Annotated in this window: 12 protein-coding genes and 1 tRNA gene; 8 read left to right on the forward strand and 5 right to left on the reverse strand. The window is 36.5% G+C overall.

Annotated elements, in window-relative coordinates; translation table 11 throughout:
- Positions 1–25: 25 nt before the first annotated feature.
- The 3 genes from ABR854_RS22295 to ABR854_RS22305 form a co-directional block, all read right to left on the reverse strand.
- Positions 26–1,645: a RagB/SusD family nutrient uptake outer membrane protein gene (locus ABR854_RS22295; RefSeq protein ID WP_350268067.1), complete on the reverse strand. Its 1,620-nt coding sequence runs from the start codon at positions 1,643–1,645 to the stop codon at positions 26–28.
- A 58-nt stretch (positions 1,646–1,703) separates the two neighbouring features.
- Positions 1,704–4,841 carry a SusC/RagA family TonB-linked outer membrane protein gene (locus tag ABR854_RS22300; RefSeq protein WP_350268068.1) on the reverse strand — a complete coding sequence of 1,046 codons (3,138 nt, stop codon included), beginning with the start codon at positions 4,839–4,841 and terminating at the stop codon, positions 1,704–1,706.
- Between the two features lie 69 nt (positions 4,842–4,910).
- Positions 4,911–6,098 (reverse strand): glycoside hydrolase family 88 protein, encoded by a 1,188-nt coding sequence (locus ABR854_RS22305; protein ID WP_350268069.1) that lies wholly within the window; start codon positions 6,096–6,098, stop codon positions 4,911–4,913.
- Positions 6,099–6,442: 344 nt separating this feature from the next.
- On the opposite strand from ABR854_RS22305, the gene ABR854_RS22310 reads away from it, so the two are divergent.
- The 8 genes from ABR854_RS22310 to ABR854_RS22345 all read left to right on the forward strand — a co-directional run bounded on the left by ABR854_RS22310 (position 6,443) and on the right by ABR854_RS22345 (position 13,793).
- The gene (locus ABR854_RS22310; RefSeq protein WP_502881225.1) at positions 6,443–7,459 is read left to right on the forward strand and encodes a LacI family DNA-binding transcriptional regulator; all 1,017 of its coding nucleotides are present in this window, start codon (positions 6,443–6,445) and stop codon (positions 7,457–7,459) included.
- Between the two features lie 36 nt (positions 7,460–7,495).
- Complete coding sequence (locus ABR854_RS22315; RefSeq protein WP_350268070.1) at positions 7,496–8,332, forward strand: 5-oxoprolinase subunit C family protein; 837 nt, start codon at positions 7,496–7,498, stop codon at positions 8,330–8,332.
- Positions 8,313–9,077 carry a LamB/YcsF family protein gene (locus ABR854_RS22320; RefSeq protein ID WP_350268071.1) on the forward strand — a complete coding sequence of 255 codons (765 nt, stop codon included), beginning with the start codon at positions 8,313–8,315 and terminating at the stop codon, positions 9,075–9,077. Before ABR854_RS22315 ends, ABR854_RS22320 begins: the two co-directional genes overlap by 20 nt.
- A gap of 3 nt (positions 9,078–9,080) precedes the next feature.
- On the forward strand, positions 9,081–9,872 hold the full coding sequence (locus tag ABR854_RS22325; RefSeq protein ID WP_350268072.1) for a sterol desaturase family protein: 792 nt from the start codon (positions 9,081–9,083) through the stop codon (positions 9,870–9,872).
- Positions 9,873–9,901: 29 nt separating this feature from the next.
- Entirely contained in the window at positions 9,902–11,218 is a 1,317-nt protein-coding gene (locus tag ABR854_RS22330) for an MFS transporter (RefSeq protein WP_350268073.1), read from the forward strand.
- A gap of 151 nt (positions 11,219–11,369) precedes the next feature.
- Positions 11,370–11,444, forward strand: a tRNA-Val gene (locus tag ABR854_RS22335).
- Positions 11,445–11,457: 13 nt separating this feature from the next.
- A complete protein-coding gene (locus ABR854_RS22340; RefSeq protein ID WP_350268074.1) occupies positions 11,458–12,567 on the forward strand; it encodes a glycosyltransferase family 4 protein in 1,110 nt (369 codons plus the stop codon).
- Positions 12,568–12,608: 41 nt separating this feature from the next.
- Positions 12,609–13,793, forward strand: coding sequence for a glycosyltransferase (locus tag ABR854_RS22345; RefSeq protein WP_350268075.1), 1,185 nt, complete (start codon positions 12,609–12,611; stop codon positions 13,791–13,793).
- On the opposite strand, the gene ABR854_RS22350 is transcribed toward ABR854_RS22345, so the two are convergent.
- Positions 13,790–14,764 carry an NAD-dependent epimerase/dehydratase family protein gene (locus ABR854_RS22350; RefSeq protein WP_350268076.1) on the reverse strand — a complete coding sequence of 325 codons (975 nt, stop codon included), beginning with the start codon at positions 14,762–14,764 and terminating at the stop codon, positions 13,790–13,792. The two genes, ABR854_RS22345 and ABR854_RS22350, sit on opposite strands and share 4 nt — an antisense overlap.
- A 230-nt stretch (positions 14,765–14,994) precedes the next feature.
- Positions 14,995–15,714, reverse strand: coding sequence for a bacillithiol biosynthesis deacetylase BshB1 (gene bshB1 / locus ABR854_RS22355; protein WP_350268077.1), 720 nt, complete (start codon positions 15,712–15,714; stop codon positions 14,995–14,997).
- Between the last annotated feature and the right edge of the window lie 77 nt (positions 15,715–15,791).

Here is a 15,791-nt window from a genome sequence, read left to right on the forward strand (position 1 = left end):
AGAAAGGGCAATTTAACTCAAAAAATTACCAATTTGGATTTTGCTTGAGATTCGGATTCAACGAAATCTCATTCAATGGCAAAGGCCATAAATAATCTTTTGCGGGGTCGAATTTGCGGAAATTGGCGGCTGTAACTAAAATAAAACCATCGGGGGTTACAACAGCTGGTGTTGAAGCTCCAAATTCAGTTTTAAAGAAGAAATTACCTAAAACTGGCTTTGGCAATTCAATTTCGGCAGTTTTCCAACGCATCAAATCCCAGTAACGATGTCCTTCTTGAGCCAATTCTATGCGTCGTTCACGACGAATTTCTTCACGCAAATTTAAGCCATTTGTCGTTACAAAAGCATTAGTCAATTTAGCAATTTTACCTCTTGTACGCAGCAAATTAATAGATAAATCTAAGTCAGCATCGCTGATTGTTTCATTTAACTCATATTTTGCTTCAGCATACGTTAATAATACTTCGGCGTATCGAAGCACTGGGCGGTCGATTGAAGATGCTTGCGTATTCCAATCATCAATATTTGAGAATTTTCTGAAACAGAACCCTGTCTTTTGGAAAACTATATTGGCTATATCAAACACTTTTTTAGTAAAAATATAAGGGTCTCCAGCTTTCATCACAGTCTGACTTAATCTGTCATCACGGTTGACAAATACATCAGTACTTTTCACTGGTGTTTTATAAAGTGGTGATTTTGAAGTCGGTAACCCATCGCTCATTAAATATGAATCTACCAAACTTTTGGTTGGACTCTTATTACCATTTTCAATGGTTCCTCTATAGTAAGTATGCACCAAAACTCGGTCAGTTAGGCTAACACCGTATTGTTTGACGATGATATTCTCTTTGTTCTGTAATCCTTCGCCTTCATACTGAAAAAGATTAAAATAATTTGCAAAAAGGCTATGTTGTTTGCTATCAATCACTGCTTTGGCTGCTGCTACTGCCAATGTCAGGTGCGTTTTTGAGTCGCCATAATTATGAAATTTTGAGCGGGTACCTTCAAAAAGTGCCACACGAGCCTTAAATGCCAATGCACCTGTGTTTGAAATACGTCCAAAATTAGCAGTTCCAAGTGCCGCCATCGTTGGCAATTTCGATGCAGCAAAATCAAGGTCTTGGTAAATTTGTGAAATAATTTCTTCTCTCGGACTGGCTGGGGCAGTTAATTCTGGCGAATTATCGTCCAAAATTTTGAGAATCAATGGCACATTTCCATATCTCTGAACCAGATTATAATAGCCCCAAGCTCTAAAAAAACGGGCTTCTGCCACGTATCTATCAATAACCGCCACACTGGTATTTTCAGCAGCACGAGGGGCCTTTTCGATGATATTGTTGGCCGCTCGAATCAGTATATAAGGATTACTATAATTTCCATCCGTGGCAGGTGCAAGGCGTGAACCATCGCTAATGCTATTAGCAGTCAATCCGATTGCATCGTCAGACCAGACATCTTCATTATTAAATGCAGGAATAAATGTATATAGATAATTTGTTGCCGCGATCAAATCTGTTTCCGAACGCCAAAAGGTGGCATCGCTGATTGATGTTTCGGGAAGGCGGTCAACTTCGCAAGCGGTCATGCCCAAAAATAGCAGACAAGTCGAAAGAATATATTTGAATTTAGATTTCATAAGAAAAATATTTTAATTGGTTAATCGTTGATTATCAGATTTTTATATCTTTTATAACTTAAAAATTTAAGTTAATACCTGCCGAAGCAGTAGCAAAAAATGGATAATCATTTTCGATATTGTCTCTTTGTTCTGGGTCAAAATACCCTTTAAATTGTCCTAACTTCGAGAAAGTAAGAATATCTTGTGCCGAGAAAAAGATTCTGGCTCTCGAAATTTTCAATCTACTCGATACTTTTTCAGGAATTGTATAACCCACTTGTAGATTTTTCAAACGTGCATAGCGGCCATTCAAAAGCCATTTGTCAGACACACGATAGTTGTGGTCGCCTCCTTGAAACGGACGTGGATATAAGGCATCAGGATTTTCAGGAGTCCAATAATCTCGGTGAATGCCCAGTGCTTGCTTCCATGTTACGATAAGCGGAGCAATTGTTTGAGTTTCTGGTCTGAACGAACGCTTACCAACTCCCTGAATAAATGCCGTAAAATCAAAACCTTTAAAGTTAAACCCAAGCGTTGTACCAAACACATAGCGAGGTTGAGTTGTGCCAAGATACACAAGGTCACCGAAGTCAGATGTATTTCCCTTTCCAACATTGATTCTACCATCGCCATTGAGGTCTAAATATTTTACATCGCCTGCACCAGTTCGGTTATCTTGAAATGCCCACGCTTTTACTTCATCGGCTGTTGAAAAATAACCGTCGGTTTTATAACCAAATATACTATTCAGTGGATAACCCTCTACGATGCCGTTAGTTCCGGCTCCAACGATGTTTCTTGCTGAAAAATTAATCAACTCATTCTGGTTATCCGAAAGGTTGGCGGCAACAGTATAAGAAAAATCTTTACCGATTTGTCCTCTATAACGTGCTTCCAATTCCCAACCCCATGATTTTAGTTCACCGTTATTTTTTCGAGGTGTGCCAATACCAATCACCGCAGGTAAGTTTTGTGGAGTGAGCATATTACGGTTATATTTCACGTAATAGTCACCATTGATTTGTAACCTGTTCTTTAGCAAGCCAATATCAAAACCAACGTTGGTTGTTTCGATGGTTTCCCATGAAAGCGATTGTGATGGAATAGAGCCTTGAAAAAGATAAGAAGCACGAGAATCTCCCAAAACTAAGGCAGAACCACGACTCAACTGACTGAGATAATCATAATTACCAAGGATACTTCCGCCTAAAGCACCACCTAAGCGTCCCCAAGAAGCACGAAGTTTAAATTCAGAAAGAAAGTTTACATCTTTCATAAAGCCCTCACGGTGAACATTCCAACCCGCCGAAGCCGATGGGAAATATTTTACTCGTAAGCCCGGGGCAAGTTTTGAGTTGTCATCACGTCGGATAGTTGCTTCGAGGAGATATTTACCATCATAATTATAATTGAATCGACTAAAAACCGACTGCGAAGCATTTGTTCCGATAAATTGGCTATTAGTTTTTGTTTTATCATCGCCCAAATTAAGCGTCGGCAAATCATTACTTACCAAGTTGGTTGCTCCTGCACTTACACTTTCCTGTCTAAAGTTTTCGTAGTTATAACCTACTAATACACCTAAATTATGCTTTTGAGCAATAGCAATATCATAATTTGCTAATAATTGTAAGTTGGTATTATTAATTAATTCTTCAAAAATATTATAGCTATTAACCTGATTCACATAACTTAGTATTTTTCCTCGTCCCCAAAGTGGAACTGTTCGAGCAAAGTTTTTCCTATCTGAAAGACGGTACTGTGTACCTGCAACGGCAGTAAGCCTTAGGCCTTTTACGATATTATTTGCTCGCAAAGTTGCAGTTCCATCAAAAAAGTCTCTTTTCAATATATTATACCCACCCGATTCAAGGCGAGCATAAGCCGTTGCGGCCGAACCAGCCCCATTATATTGTCCATCAGGAGTAAAAAACGGTGTACGAGTACGCAAACGATAAAGTTCATAAATAACTCCCTGACCATTCAAACCACCCGAAACTGCATCTTGCTGGTCTTTTGTATATGACAAACGAGTATCAATTGAGAAGATTTTACTCAATTGAGCACCCATGTTGAGGCGAACATTATAACGTTTGTAATTATCGGGGCCAACTTTGAAGATTCCGTCTTTTCCATAATAACCACCTGATAACAAGAAATTTAGTTTATCATTTCCGCCCGACATACTCAAATTTTGAGTTGTCATCGAGGAGTATTTTTTCAAGATTTGGTCAGTCAGTGGTTCTTGATTATAAAACAAATAAGTAGTGGTATCGGCAGGGTTTACCACATAAGGCACACCATCTCTGATTCTTTGAAGGTCTAACTCAGTATATTCGGGGCCAGCTCCTGAATTTTTCTTGGCTAAATTAGAAAATTCGGCTTCTTCCAAAAGTGTCATTCGGCTTGGAATATTGATCGACCAATCAGTACCTTGTTGAGCCAAATAATTAAATTTCACTTTACCCGCCTTCGCTTTTTTAGTAGTAATTAAAATTACACCACCCGCTGCCTGAGCTCCATAAATAGAAGCAGCGGCGGCATCTTTTAGTACACTAATGCTTTCTACATCGTTCGGATTCATTGTTTGAAGAGTGTTTCCCGGTACAGTTACCCCATCAAGCACAACCAAAGGGTCGATATTTCCATTAGCCGATGATGCACCACGAATCTGAATACCAATACCTTCGCTCCCTGGTTGACCATTTGAGCGAGTGACGATTAGTCCAGGGCTTGTACCTTGCAAAGCATTGGCCAAATTACTCGATGGACGATTTTCGATGGCCTTCGAGTCGATTGTAGAAACTGCACCCGTCAAATTAACTTTTTTCTGAGTGCCATAACCTACCACAACAACCTCTTCAAGTGATTTTGAGTCGGTAGCCATACTTACAATGATGTTTGTCTGATTTCCTACTACAATTTCTTGTGTTTCATAGCCTAAAAAACTAAATACCAACACCGAGTTTTTATTAGGGACTTTTATAGAAAAATCTCCTTTGGCATCAGTAGTAGCTCCACGAGAAGTACCTTTTATGGTAATACTTACACCTGGCAATGTTTCCCCTTTTTCAGAATCACTTACTTTTCCTGTGATTGTGATGTCAGCAGCGTAGCTACAAACTGCAAAAAGCAGCGTAAAAAGCGTGTAAACAAACCTACACTTGGTGGTTTTGTTTAAAGGTCGAAATAAAAGTAAGTGATGTTTCATAGAATTTTGGATAGAATGTTAGAATGAACGTTTACATTTTTATTTAAAGTAGTGTGGATTTAATGAATATTAGAACAATTTCTTCTTTGTTCGCAAAGCCTCATATCTCAAAAGACCTTCCAAATAATAATAATCCGCGTAAACAAGTGGCACATCAATCTCCGAATTTCCGGGTTTATGGCCCGTACTGTGCATCAATATAAAATGATTATTTTTGCCGAGTTCAGCTTTGAATGCAGGTGTAGATAATGTTTCAAGCATTTTCACGGCCGAGTTGTAGTAAGTTTTAGCATCTTTACCACCATAAGTACTTAGTTCTAATAATGCTGAGGCACAAATTGCTCCAGCCGAAGCATCACGTTCTTCGCCTTGTTTACTAAAATCCCAATACGGAATCATATCGGCTGGAAGTGTAGGATTTTTAAGATAGAAATTGGCAATATTTCGTGCAAAATCAAGGTATTTCTTGTCTTTTGTTTCACGATACATAACCGTGTAGCCATAAAGCCCCCATGCTTGGCCTCTTGCCCAAGCCGACTCGTCGGCCGCTCCTTGGTGCGTTTTCTTTGCCAAAACTTCACCATTTTCACCATATAACAATACATGATAGCTACTGAAATCGGGGCGATAATGATTTTTCATCGTATTATCAGCATGCGTTACACTTAAATTGTAGAGGCTTTTATCGCCTGATTCTTTAGCTGCCCAAAACAAAAACTCAAGATTCATCATGTTATCAATGATAACAGGGTACTTATAGCCACCTTTAAAGCTTTCCCAAGACTTAATCAAACCGATTTTAGGATTAAATCTCGTTGCTAAAGACTTCGCTCCTGTAAGCATTATGTCTTTATAAGCAGGATTTTTTGTAAGCCGATAACCATTCCCAAAAGGGCAATAGAGCATAAAACCCAAATCATGGGTGCGGGTATTAAACTTTTCTTTCTCAACTGCCATCGTCCATTTATGAGCAGCATCTTTCCATTTTGGGTCATTATTATATTGGTAAATATACCAGAGCGAACCACCAAAAAAACCACTGCACCACCAGTCAGACTTCATATCACGAGGAGAACCATCTGGCTGTGTTGACTGTGGAAATTTTGTCAAATCTTGATGTGCAGCGAGCATACCCTCATATTGTTTGGCGGCGAACTCAAATTCTTTTTTCACATCGAGTTTAGACTGTCCAAATGATGCAATTGATAACAACAATAATAGAGAAAGAGAATACTTTTTGAGGTTAATTTGTCTCATTAGTTTACGAATTAAGGATATTGGAAAAATACAATAAATAAATATTTTTTTATATGTAGATAAAAGTCAATTTAATTATCTATTTATTTATAAATTTTATTAATATTTATAAATATAGTGCTCAATTATTAATTATCAAAGAAAAAATAGTAGAAAAAAGACATAAGTTTTTATTAATTTATGCAAACGTAACCGCAAACGTAACCGCAAACGTTTGCATTTATTTTAATTTTTATACTATCTCTCAATAAATTTATATTACCTTCGTTTGCTAAATTTTTTATTTACATTTGAAAGCTTATTAGTCACTTAGAATATATTGTAAAAATTATATTTTATCCATTATGCAGCGAAGAAACCCTGTGACAATTAAAGATATTGCACAAACCCTTAACATTTCTGTTTCTACAGTTTCAAGGGCTCTGCGTGGAATGCCAGAAATTCACCCAGATACTAAAGGTGCAATTTTGAAACTGGCCGAGGAAATGGACTACCAACCTAATCAACTGGCCAAAAATTTAGTGGGAAATCGTACAAAAACAATTGGGGTGATTGTGCCTGCATTGAGCTACTATTTTTTCGCTTCCATGCTCAATAGTATCGAAGACGCTGCCATGCAAGCTGGGTATAGTGTAATGGTTTGTCAGACCAACGAGTCATATCTAAGAGAAGTAGCACAAATTCAAAATATGCTCAACTCTCAGGTTGAGGGTTTTATTATTTCATTGGCTCGTGATTCGCTCGACTATGACCACATCAACCGATTAATCCGAAAACAAATACCACTCGTATTATTTGATAGATATACTGATAAAATTGAAAGTTCTAAAGTAATTGTAGATAATAAACAAGCAGCTTTTAGGGCTACTATGCACTTGATAGAAAAAGGTTGTCGTAGATTAGCTTGCTTGGCTGGGCCGCCGCATCTTGAAATCAGTAATCAACGTTTGGATGGTTTTAAAGAAGCAATTACAAGCAGTGGGTTGCAGTATGAAGAACAATACGTAAGTCACAGTGATTTTACACAAGAAAATACAATCATCCAGGCCAGTAATATGATGAGCCTTAGTAATCCGCCAGATGGCATCCTTACTATGAGTGATAACATTGCGTTTTCAACTATGTATGCACTCAAACAACGTGGTCTTAGAATTCCAGAAGATGTAGCCATGGTTAGTTTTAATAATGAGCCTACTTGCATGTACCTCACACCTTCGCTAACGAGTATTAGTCAACCTATAAGAGAAATGGGAACTCAGGCTGTCAGGTTATTGCTCAAACAACTCGAAGCCGATAAGATAGAACCCGAAACAATAGTACTTGATACACAATTAGTTATTAGAGAATCGTCATTAAAATAAAAATTTATTAATTTTAGGAAAAATAATGATTCAAAAGTGAAATTCATTAAGAAAGGGATACTTTCGACATATCAAAATTTGGGAAATAATGGTCTTCGACATTTGGGGGTTAATCCCAGCGGAGCAATGGACAGATTTACGGTAAGACTACTAAATATTGCTCTACAAAATGATGAAAATCAACCTATTTTGGAAATGCACTTTCCCGCCCCTGAGATATTGTTTGAAGAAGATACAGTAATTATCATCGGTGGAGCAGATTTTTCTGCAACGATTGATAATGAGCCTATTGTAAACTGGAAAACAATTTTGGTAAAAACTGGTAATATTCTTAGATTTAAGAAATTAATTGCTGGTAGCCGAGCGTATTTGGCAACTAAGAAGTCTGAGAATAATTTTTTACCCTATATAGGGCAAGTTTCCAACTTTGATCACTCAAAAACAATCCGTTTCACCGAGGGTAACGAATTTGAATTACTGACCGAAAAAAGTAAAAAATCATTTGAAAATCAAGGTTTTAACACCTCAAAAGATTCCAACCGAATGGGCTTTAGAATGAATGCGGAAGCATTAGAAGTAAAGACAAAGAAAGAATTGGTAAGTTCGGCAGTAGATTTTGGTACAATTCAACTTCTACCAAGTGGGCAAATAATTGTTCTCATGGCCGACCACCAAACCAGTGGAGGCTACCCCCGACTTGGAAATGTTATTTCGGTTGACTTACCTAAATTAGCTCAAAGCAACATGAATAGCACATTTATGTTCAAAAAGGTTTCGGTTGAAGAAGCTGAAGATTTATTATTAAAACAAGAACTCGAACTTCAAAAACTAAAAACAAGCATCAGATTTTTCAATGATAAGCACAAAAATTGACCTTAACTGCGACATGGGCGAAGCATTCGGTGCTTGGCCGATGGGGAATGACACTGCTTTAATGGAGCTGATTTCATCGGCTAACATAGCTTGTGGTTTTCATGCAGGCGATGCCAGTATTATGCGAAAAACTGCTCAACTGGCTCTCGAAAAAAAAGTTGCCATCGGAGCTCATCCAGCATTTCCTGATTTACAAGGTTTCGGTCGCCGCAATATGCAGCTTTCACCGCTCGAAGTTTATGATATTTGTGTGTATCAGATTGGTGCAATGTTCGGCACAGTTAGAGCATTAGGCGGAAAACTTCACCACGTAAAACCACACGGTGCCTTGTATAATATGGCGGCCAAAGATGCCAATTTAGCAAAATCAATTGCCAGAGCAACTAAAGCCATCCATCCAGACTTAATTCTGTATGGTTTATCAGGAAGTTATTTAATAGCCGAGGCAGAAAAAATCGGTTTACAAACTGCCTCAGAAGTTTTTGCCGATCGAACTTATCAAAACGATGGTAATCTAACACCTCGAACGCAAGCTAATGCAATGATTGAAAGTAAACAAGACGCTGTCAATCAAGTAATTATGATGATTAAAAAACAATGTGTCATTTCGACAGAAGGTATAGAAATCCCTCTAAAAGCTGATACAGTATGTATTCATGGAGACGGAAATCACGCCGTTGAATTTGCAGAAGAATTAAGAAATGCTCTTTTGAACAAAAATATATTCATCGAAACCATTAAATAAGCCATGCTCCTTCCTAAAAACCTATATCAACTCTTCACTTTCATTTTTACTTCAAGCCTTGTGCGTTATTTAGTCATTGCTGGCATCTCATTTCTGATATATTACGTTGGATTAAAAAATAAAATCTCTTACAAAAAGATTCAATTAAAATTCCCAAAAACTACTGATTATCAGCGTGAAATACTTTATTCGTTAATAACATTTCTCATTTTCGGAATCGTTGGTGTTTTGCTTTTCAACCCAATAATCTCACCTTATACACTGACTTACTACAAAATTTCTGACTATGGTTGGGGATATTTTATACTATCGTTTTTTCTGACATTGCTCATTCACGATACCTATTTCTATTGGATGCACCGCCTGATGCATCACCCGAAACTATTTAAGTACTTTCATAAAGTTCACCACCAATCTACTAACCCAAGTCCATGGACATCCTTTTCATTTCAGCCACTCGAAGGCTTTGTTGAAGCAGGAATTTTTGTCGTTTTCGCTTTTGTGCTACCTTTGCACCCAATCATCATGCTTTCGTTCCTTGTTTTTATGACTTCCTATAATGTTTATGGACATTTAGGTTGGGAATGGCTTCCGAAAAATGGACATAAACATTGGTTCTGGAAATGGCTCAATAGCTCGGTGATGCACAATCAGCACCATCATTATTTCAGAAATAATTACGGACTATACTTTAGTTTTTGGGATAGAGCAATGGGAACACTTGACAAAAATTACGAAAATGAATTTATAGCACTAAAAGAAAGAACACAATCTGACCTTTTATCTCAACATTAAAACCGTCAAACTAACTTACTATTAAAACAATGTTTGAAAAAAATAAAAAGAAGGTACTAAACGCTTGGACAATGTATGATTGGGCGAATTCAGTACATAACCTCGTAATAACAACAGTTGTTTTTCCGATGTATTTTCTGGCAACCACTTCCGAAAAAGATGCAGACGGAAAGGTCATTAATGATATTGTAGATTTCTTTGGAATTCAGATTCAAAATTCGGTTTTATACTCCTACACAATTTCAGCTGCTACACTCCTACTCGTTATTCTCAACCCAATTCTTACACCACTGGCCGATTCGAGTGGGCGTCGTAAGTTTTTTATGAAAATCTTCTGTTATCTCGGAGCAGCCAGTTGTGCCTATTTTTATTTTTTTACGAGGGGAAATGTAAACCCTGCCGTTATTGCATTCGGGCTTTCGATTGTTGGTTGGGGTGGAAGTATTGTTTTTTATAACTCATTTCTCCCCGTAATTGCTACCGAAGACCGTTTTGATAATCTAAGTGCAAAAGGCTTTACGATGGGCTACATTGGCAGCGTTATACTACTGATAGTCAACTTATTAATGATTATGCAGCCTACATTATTTGGTTTAACTCAGGCTGATTCTGACTCAGGTTTCACAGCTCGAATTTCATTCTTAACTGTTGGACTTTGGTGGGCTTTATTCGCTCAAATTCCGTTTTATTATTTGCCGAAAGATGAGCCCAAGTCATTTAAAACAGGCCGTCTAACCACTGGTGTTCAAGAATTAATCAAGGTTATTAAAGAAGTCAGAAAAAATAAACTCATCACTAAGTTTTTAATGGCGTTTTTATTCTATGATATGGGTGTAATGACAGTTATTTATGTAGCTACAATTTTTGCGGATAAAGAATTGCACATCGAGAAGCAGGGACTCATCATTACACTTTTGCTTATTCAGCTGATTGCCATTCCTGGCTCATATTTGGCCTCATGGTTGTCGAGCAAATTCGGAAATACTAAAGGACTTTTGGTTTTTATATTCATTTGGTCATTTATGCCTTTGGCAGCTTATTTCACCACTACTCAAAATGAATTTTATGTCATTGCAGCGGTAGTAGGCTTAGTAATGGGCGGAATTCAATCGCTTTCTCGCTCTACTTTTGCAAAATTAATTCCAGATAATACAACTGATACTGCATCATATTTTGGATTTTATGATATTGTAGAAAAAGTTGCTATCACACTCGGAACACTTATTTTTGGTTTCGTTGGACAACTAACTGGCAATATGCGAAACTCAGTTCTAACAATTTTAGTATTTTTTATTGTTGGATTTATATTACTGATGCGAGTGCCATCAAAAAAAGTTTATCATTAAAACCGTCAGAATGGTTGGTAGAAAAGCATAAAAATCATATCTTTGTGATACAATTTTTGCAGTACAGTTATAATAGTATCAGAATATTTGATATTAGTTTTGAATATCAAATGATTTGTTTGAAAAATGTACTACTAACTTATTCAAAAACAGGATGTTAGCTCAGTTGGTTTAGAGTGTCGCCTCGACAAGGCGAAGGTCATCGGTTCGAGCCCGATACGTCCTACTTTTTCTCCTTTATGAAAGTTCTTTATGACCACCAATCATTTTCAGGTTCAAAATATGGCGGAGTAGCAAGATATTTCTACGACTTGATGTATAATCTAAAATACGAACAAGGTGTTGAGGTTGATTTAGCTCTCTTATTTTCGAATAATGATTACCTAAAAAATGGTGAGATAAAGCACGTAACTCCTTTCAGTTTTTTCTTGGGTTATGCCAAAACCAATATGCTTTTTTCGCATATCAATCGACTGAATAGTGCAGTACAAATTGCTCGGCAGAATTATGATGTTTTTCATCCAACTTATTTCAAAGATTATTTTCAAGCTTTTCTTGGAAAAAAACCTTTTGTCATCACTCATCACGATGTAATTCCTGAAAAATTCTCTACTCAATATGCAGGTTTAGATGGATTTGATATAAATCAGAAGAAAAAAATCTTAGATAAAGCCTCAAAAATCATTGCCGTTTCAGAAAATACAAAGCAGGATATTTTGGATATCTTCAGAGTTGATCCCGAAAAAGTAGAGGTAATCTATCATTCTACTCATTTTTTGACTTTTCAACCCAATCCTACTATTAAAATTTCAACCCCAAAAAGATACCTACTATATGTTGGGAGTAGATATAATTACAAAAATTTTGATATTTATATTGAATCAATAGCCCCTATTCTGAAGAAACAAGATGATTTATATCTAATTTGTTCTGGAAATGGCAAATTTACCCAATCTGAACAAGAGTTATTTATTCGATTAAAAGTAGAAAAACAAATTCTTCACCATGAAATTGATAGTGATGATGTGCTTTATCAGTTGTATAAAAATGCAATAGCATTTGTCTATCCTTCTTTATACGAAGGCTTCGGAATTCCTATCATTGAAGCATTTGCCTGTGATTGCCCAGTTATCTTAAGCGACCGCTCTTGCTTTCCAGAAGTTGGACAGGACGCTGCTCTATATTTTAATCCTGATGACAAAGAAAATATTGCTTTTCAGATTGAGAAAGTCATTGAAAATGCTGATTTACGAACAGAATTAATACAAAAAGGCAGAAAACGTTTGCAAGATTTTTCACCAACAATTACTGCAAAAAAAACACTTGAAGTCTATAAAAGTGTGCTGTAAAACTTCAAATAACTTAAACAAAAGCCTAAAAAACTTAAAATATGCGAATTATTATTTGTGATATATATGTCAGATTAGTTGGTCATAATTTAGGTCATATACAGAATATCCTCCGATTTTTAGAAAATCATCCATCAAACGATGAATATATATTTCTACTCAATCCCGATGCACAAAACATTCCCTCAGTAAAAACAACTGCCAAGAATGTGAAAATAACTTTCTTTACTGAAGAAGAATTTGCACCATTTAATTCAGGCTTGACGATTATCAAGTCTACCCAAATAATTTGGAAACACATTACTCGCTATGCAACTGATTATCAAGCAAATAGAGTAATTATGATGATGCTTGATATGTTTCAGCATACGATTGGAAGTAGTCGTTTTCCGTGCCAACTCAGTGGAATAATGTTCAATCCATACCCACGTGTAATTCCACAAGATTCGACTTTAAGAGCCAAACAAAAATCGACTATTACGAAGGCAAGAAAACTTTTTACTACTTGGTGGATGTGCCGCAATGCTCAGCTAAAAAAGGTTTTTATATTCAATGATAGAGAAACTATCAAAAATATGAATGAGACATTGGGAACGAAAATTTTCACCTATCTTCCAGACCCAGTATATGATTATCCAACTCGTGAAGGCTTAGTTATCAGAGAAAAATACAAGATTGCTGCTCATAAAAAGATTTTTTTGGCCTTTGGATTTATTGATGAGAAAAAAAATGTAGTGAATTTACTAAAAGCAATGCAACAACTCACAGCCGGTGATGCAGAAAATACTTGCCTTTTGGTAGTAGGAAAAATCCATGAAGCAAATCGAGCTGCATTAATGCAAGCGTTAGATACTGCAAAAACTATAAGACCAGAACTACAAGTTGAGTTTGAAAGTAGATTTGTCGATGATGATGAAATGGAAGCGTACGTTGGGCAAAGTGATGTTGTATCGGTAGCATATATCAATTTCTTTTCTTCAAGCGGTGTAATTGGCTTAGCAGCAAGACATAATAAACCAGTTTTGGCAACAAAATTTGGAGTTGTGGGAGACCTTACTCGTGAATACAATTTAGGCATAACTGTTGATGGATTCAATCCAGAAGAAATAAAACAGGCGATTATAAGCTTCCAAAACACAAAAAACACTTACCCCGAAAGAGCAAGTGTTTTTGTAAAAAATCACAGTAGTGAAAATTTTATTAAATCTTTACTTGAAATTAATTAAGCCATTTCAACTTCTTTAATTGCTTGTTCAGCAATCCAATGATATGTTTTGGTGATTCCATCTCTCAGTGAGTTAGATGGTGCCCAACCCAATTTTTCTTGAATCAAAGCATTATCTGAATTTCTTCCACGAACGCCCTCCGGGCCTGTGATATTCTTGATGGTTATGTTTTTACCAGAAATTTCAGCAATTAATTTAGCAAAATCATTGATTGAAATCATTTCTTCAGAACCAATATTTACAGGGCCAGAGAAATCAGACTCCATCAAACGGCGGATTCCTTCAACACATTCGTCAACATACAAAAACGAACGAGTTTGTTTTCCATCACCCCAAATTTCGATAGTTCCGCCATCAACTGCCTCTATTACCTTACGGCAAATTGCGGCTGGAGCTTTCTCTTTACCTCCTCTCCAAGTACCTTGTGGTCCAAAAATATTATGGAAACGAGCTATTTTGACATTGATACCTAAATTACGTTGATAAGTCAGATACAAACGTTCACTGAAAAGTTTTTCCCAACCATATTCGCTATCAGGAGCAGCAGGATATGCTGATTCTTCTGAACATTTTGGGTTTTCTGGATCAAGTTGGTTATATTCAGGATACATACAAGCCGATGAAGAATAAAAGATTTTTTTTACTCCACCTTGTTGTGCTGCATGCAACATATTTAGATTACAAAGTGCCGAATTATGCATTACGGCTGCATCATTTTCGCCAGTAAAAATATATCCTGCACCACCCATATCAGCAGCCAATTGATATACCTCATCAAAACCACCTTCAACTACTTGATGACAAATAACGGGGTCTGTCAAATCTCCAATTACAAATTCGTCTGCATTTCCGTTACCGTACTCATTATATTTTAAGTCTACACCTCTTACCCAATAACCTTCACTTTTCAAGCGATTAACCAAATGGCCGCCAATAAAACCACCTGCTCCACAAACTAATGCTCTTTTCATGTAATTTAATTATCGAAATGAATATTTTAAATTCTAAATAAAGTACAAATTTAATAAATGAAACCTAAAAATTATATAAAAGACACAAAGATTTATTAAAATGATTACTATTTAGATAAATCATACCACTTAATATATATTTTTTGCACTAAATATGTAATTTATCTACAACTTTTAACATCAAAGTATTCTTGTTGCTTGGGGTTTTATATTTTAAAATCTAAAAATTATTATATCAAGTCAAAGAGGGTTTTAATGCCGATTATCTTTGTTTTAGTATATCCTTCACCAAATTTTGCACCAATCATGTGCCCCATTTCCTGTGAACGAGCTTTTAAGAATTCTAAGAATTCAGGACTTGTTAGATACGATTCAGGTTCTGTGCTATTCGGGTCATGAAACTGGCTTTTATAAGCTCTGATAGATGCTTCTTTCACCTCCCAATAATCTGAAATATCAACAACCAAGTCTGGTTTGATAAATCTATCTTGAATGTAGTGATACAATGCTTTGGGTCGCCATTCTTTTTGAGGGGTTCCATCAGTCTCGAATGTATGAATCATTCTTAAACCCGAATAAAAACAAGCATCTACTGCCAAAGCGGCACCTTTTCCGTGGTCTGGGTGGCGATCTTCGATAGCATTTGCCAAAACTATATCTGGTTGATAACGGCGGATAGCAGCTATTAATTTTAGTTGATGCTCTTCATCGTTTTTGAAGAAACCATCTCTAAAACCAAGGTTTTCTCTGGCTGATATATTCAGGATTTTTGATGCTGCTGCTGCTTCAGATGCTCTGATTTCAGGAGTGCCACGGGTGCCGAGTTCGCCTTTGGTAAAATCGATGATGCCTACTTTTTTTCCTTGTGCTATGGCTGAGGCAATTGTTCCTCCGCACGACATTTCTGCATCATCGGGATGAGCGGCCAACACAACTAAATCTAATTTCATTTGTTACTTGATATTGTTGAACTGTATTATGATATAAAAAAAAAGCGACGTAAAAAGTTTCACGTCGCTGATTTTCA

This window comes from Emticicia sp. W12TSBA100-4 (genome assembly GCF_040253585.1).
Classification (GTDB): domain Bacteria; phylum Bacteroidota; class Bacteroidia; order Cytophagales; family Spirosomataceae; genus Emticicia.

What these genes read in the sequence shown, in the direction of transcription:
- ABR854_RS22295 (WP_350268067.1), bottom strand. Translation starts at nt 1,645, where the DNA reads ATGAAATCTAAATTCAAATATATTCTTTCGACTTGTCTGCTATTTTTG.
- ABR854_RS22300 (WP_350268068.1), bottom strand. Translation starts at nt 4,841, where the DNA reads ATGAAACATCACTTACTTTTATTTCGACCTTTAAACAAAACCACCAAG.
- ABR854_RS22305 (WP_350268069.1), bottom strand. Translation starts at nt 6,098, where the DNA reads ATGAGACAAATTAACCTCAAAAAGTATTCTCTTTCTCTATTATTGTTG.
- ABR854_RS22310 (WP_502881225.1), top strand. Translation starts at nt 6,443, where the DNA reads ATGCAGCGAAGAAACCCTGTGACAATTAAAGATATTGCACAAACCCTT.
- ABR854_RS22320 (WP_350268071.1), top strand. Translation starts at nt 8,313, where the DNA reads ATGATAAGCACAAAAATTGACCTTAACTGCGACATGGGCGAAGCATTC.
- ABR854_RS22325 (WP_350268072.1), top strand. Translation starts at nt 9,081, where the DNA reads ATGCTCCTTCCTAAAAACCTATATCAACTCTTCACTTTCATTTTTACT.
- ABR854_RS22330 (WP_350268073.1), top strand. Translation starts at nt 9,902, where the DNA reads ATGTTTGAAAAAAATAAAAAGAAGGTACTAAACGCTTGGACAATGTAT.
- ABR854_RS22340 (WP_350268074.1), top strand. Translation starts at nt 11,458, where the DNA reads ATGAAAGTTCTTTATGACCACCAATCATTTTCAGGTTCAAAATATGGC.
- ABR854_RS22345 (WP_350268075.1), top strand. Translation starts at nt 12,609, where the DNA reads ATGCGAATTATTATTTGTGATATATATGTCAGATTAGTTGGTCATAAT.
- ABR854_RS22350 (WP_350268076.1), bottom strand. Translation starts at nt 14,764, where the DNA reads ATGAAAAGAGCATTAGTTTGTGGAGCAGGTGGTTTTATTGGCGGCCAT.
- bshB1 (WP_350268077.1), bottom strand. Translation starts at nt 15,714, where the DNA reads ATGAAATTAGATTTAGTTGTGTTGGCCGCTCATCCCGATGATGCAGAA.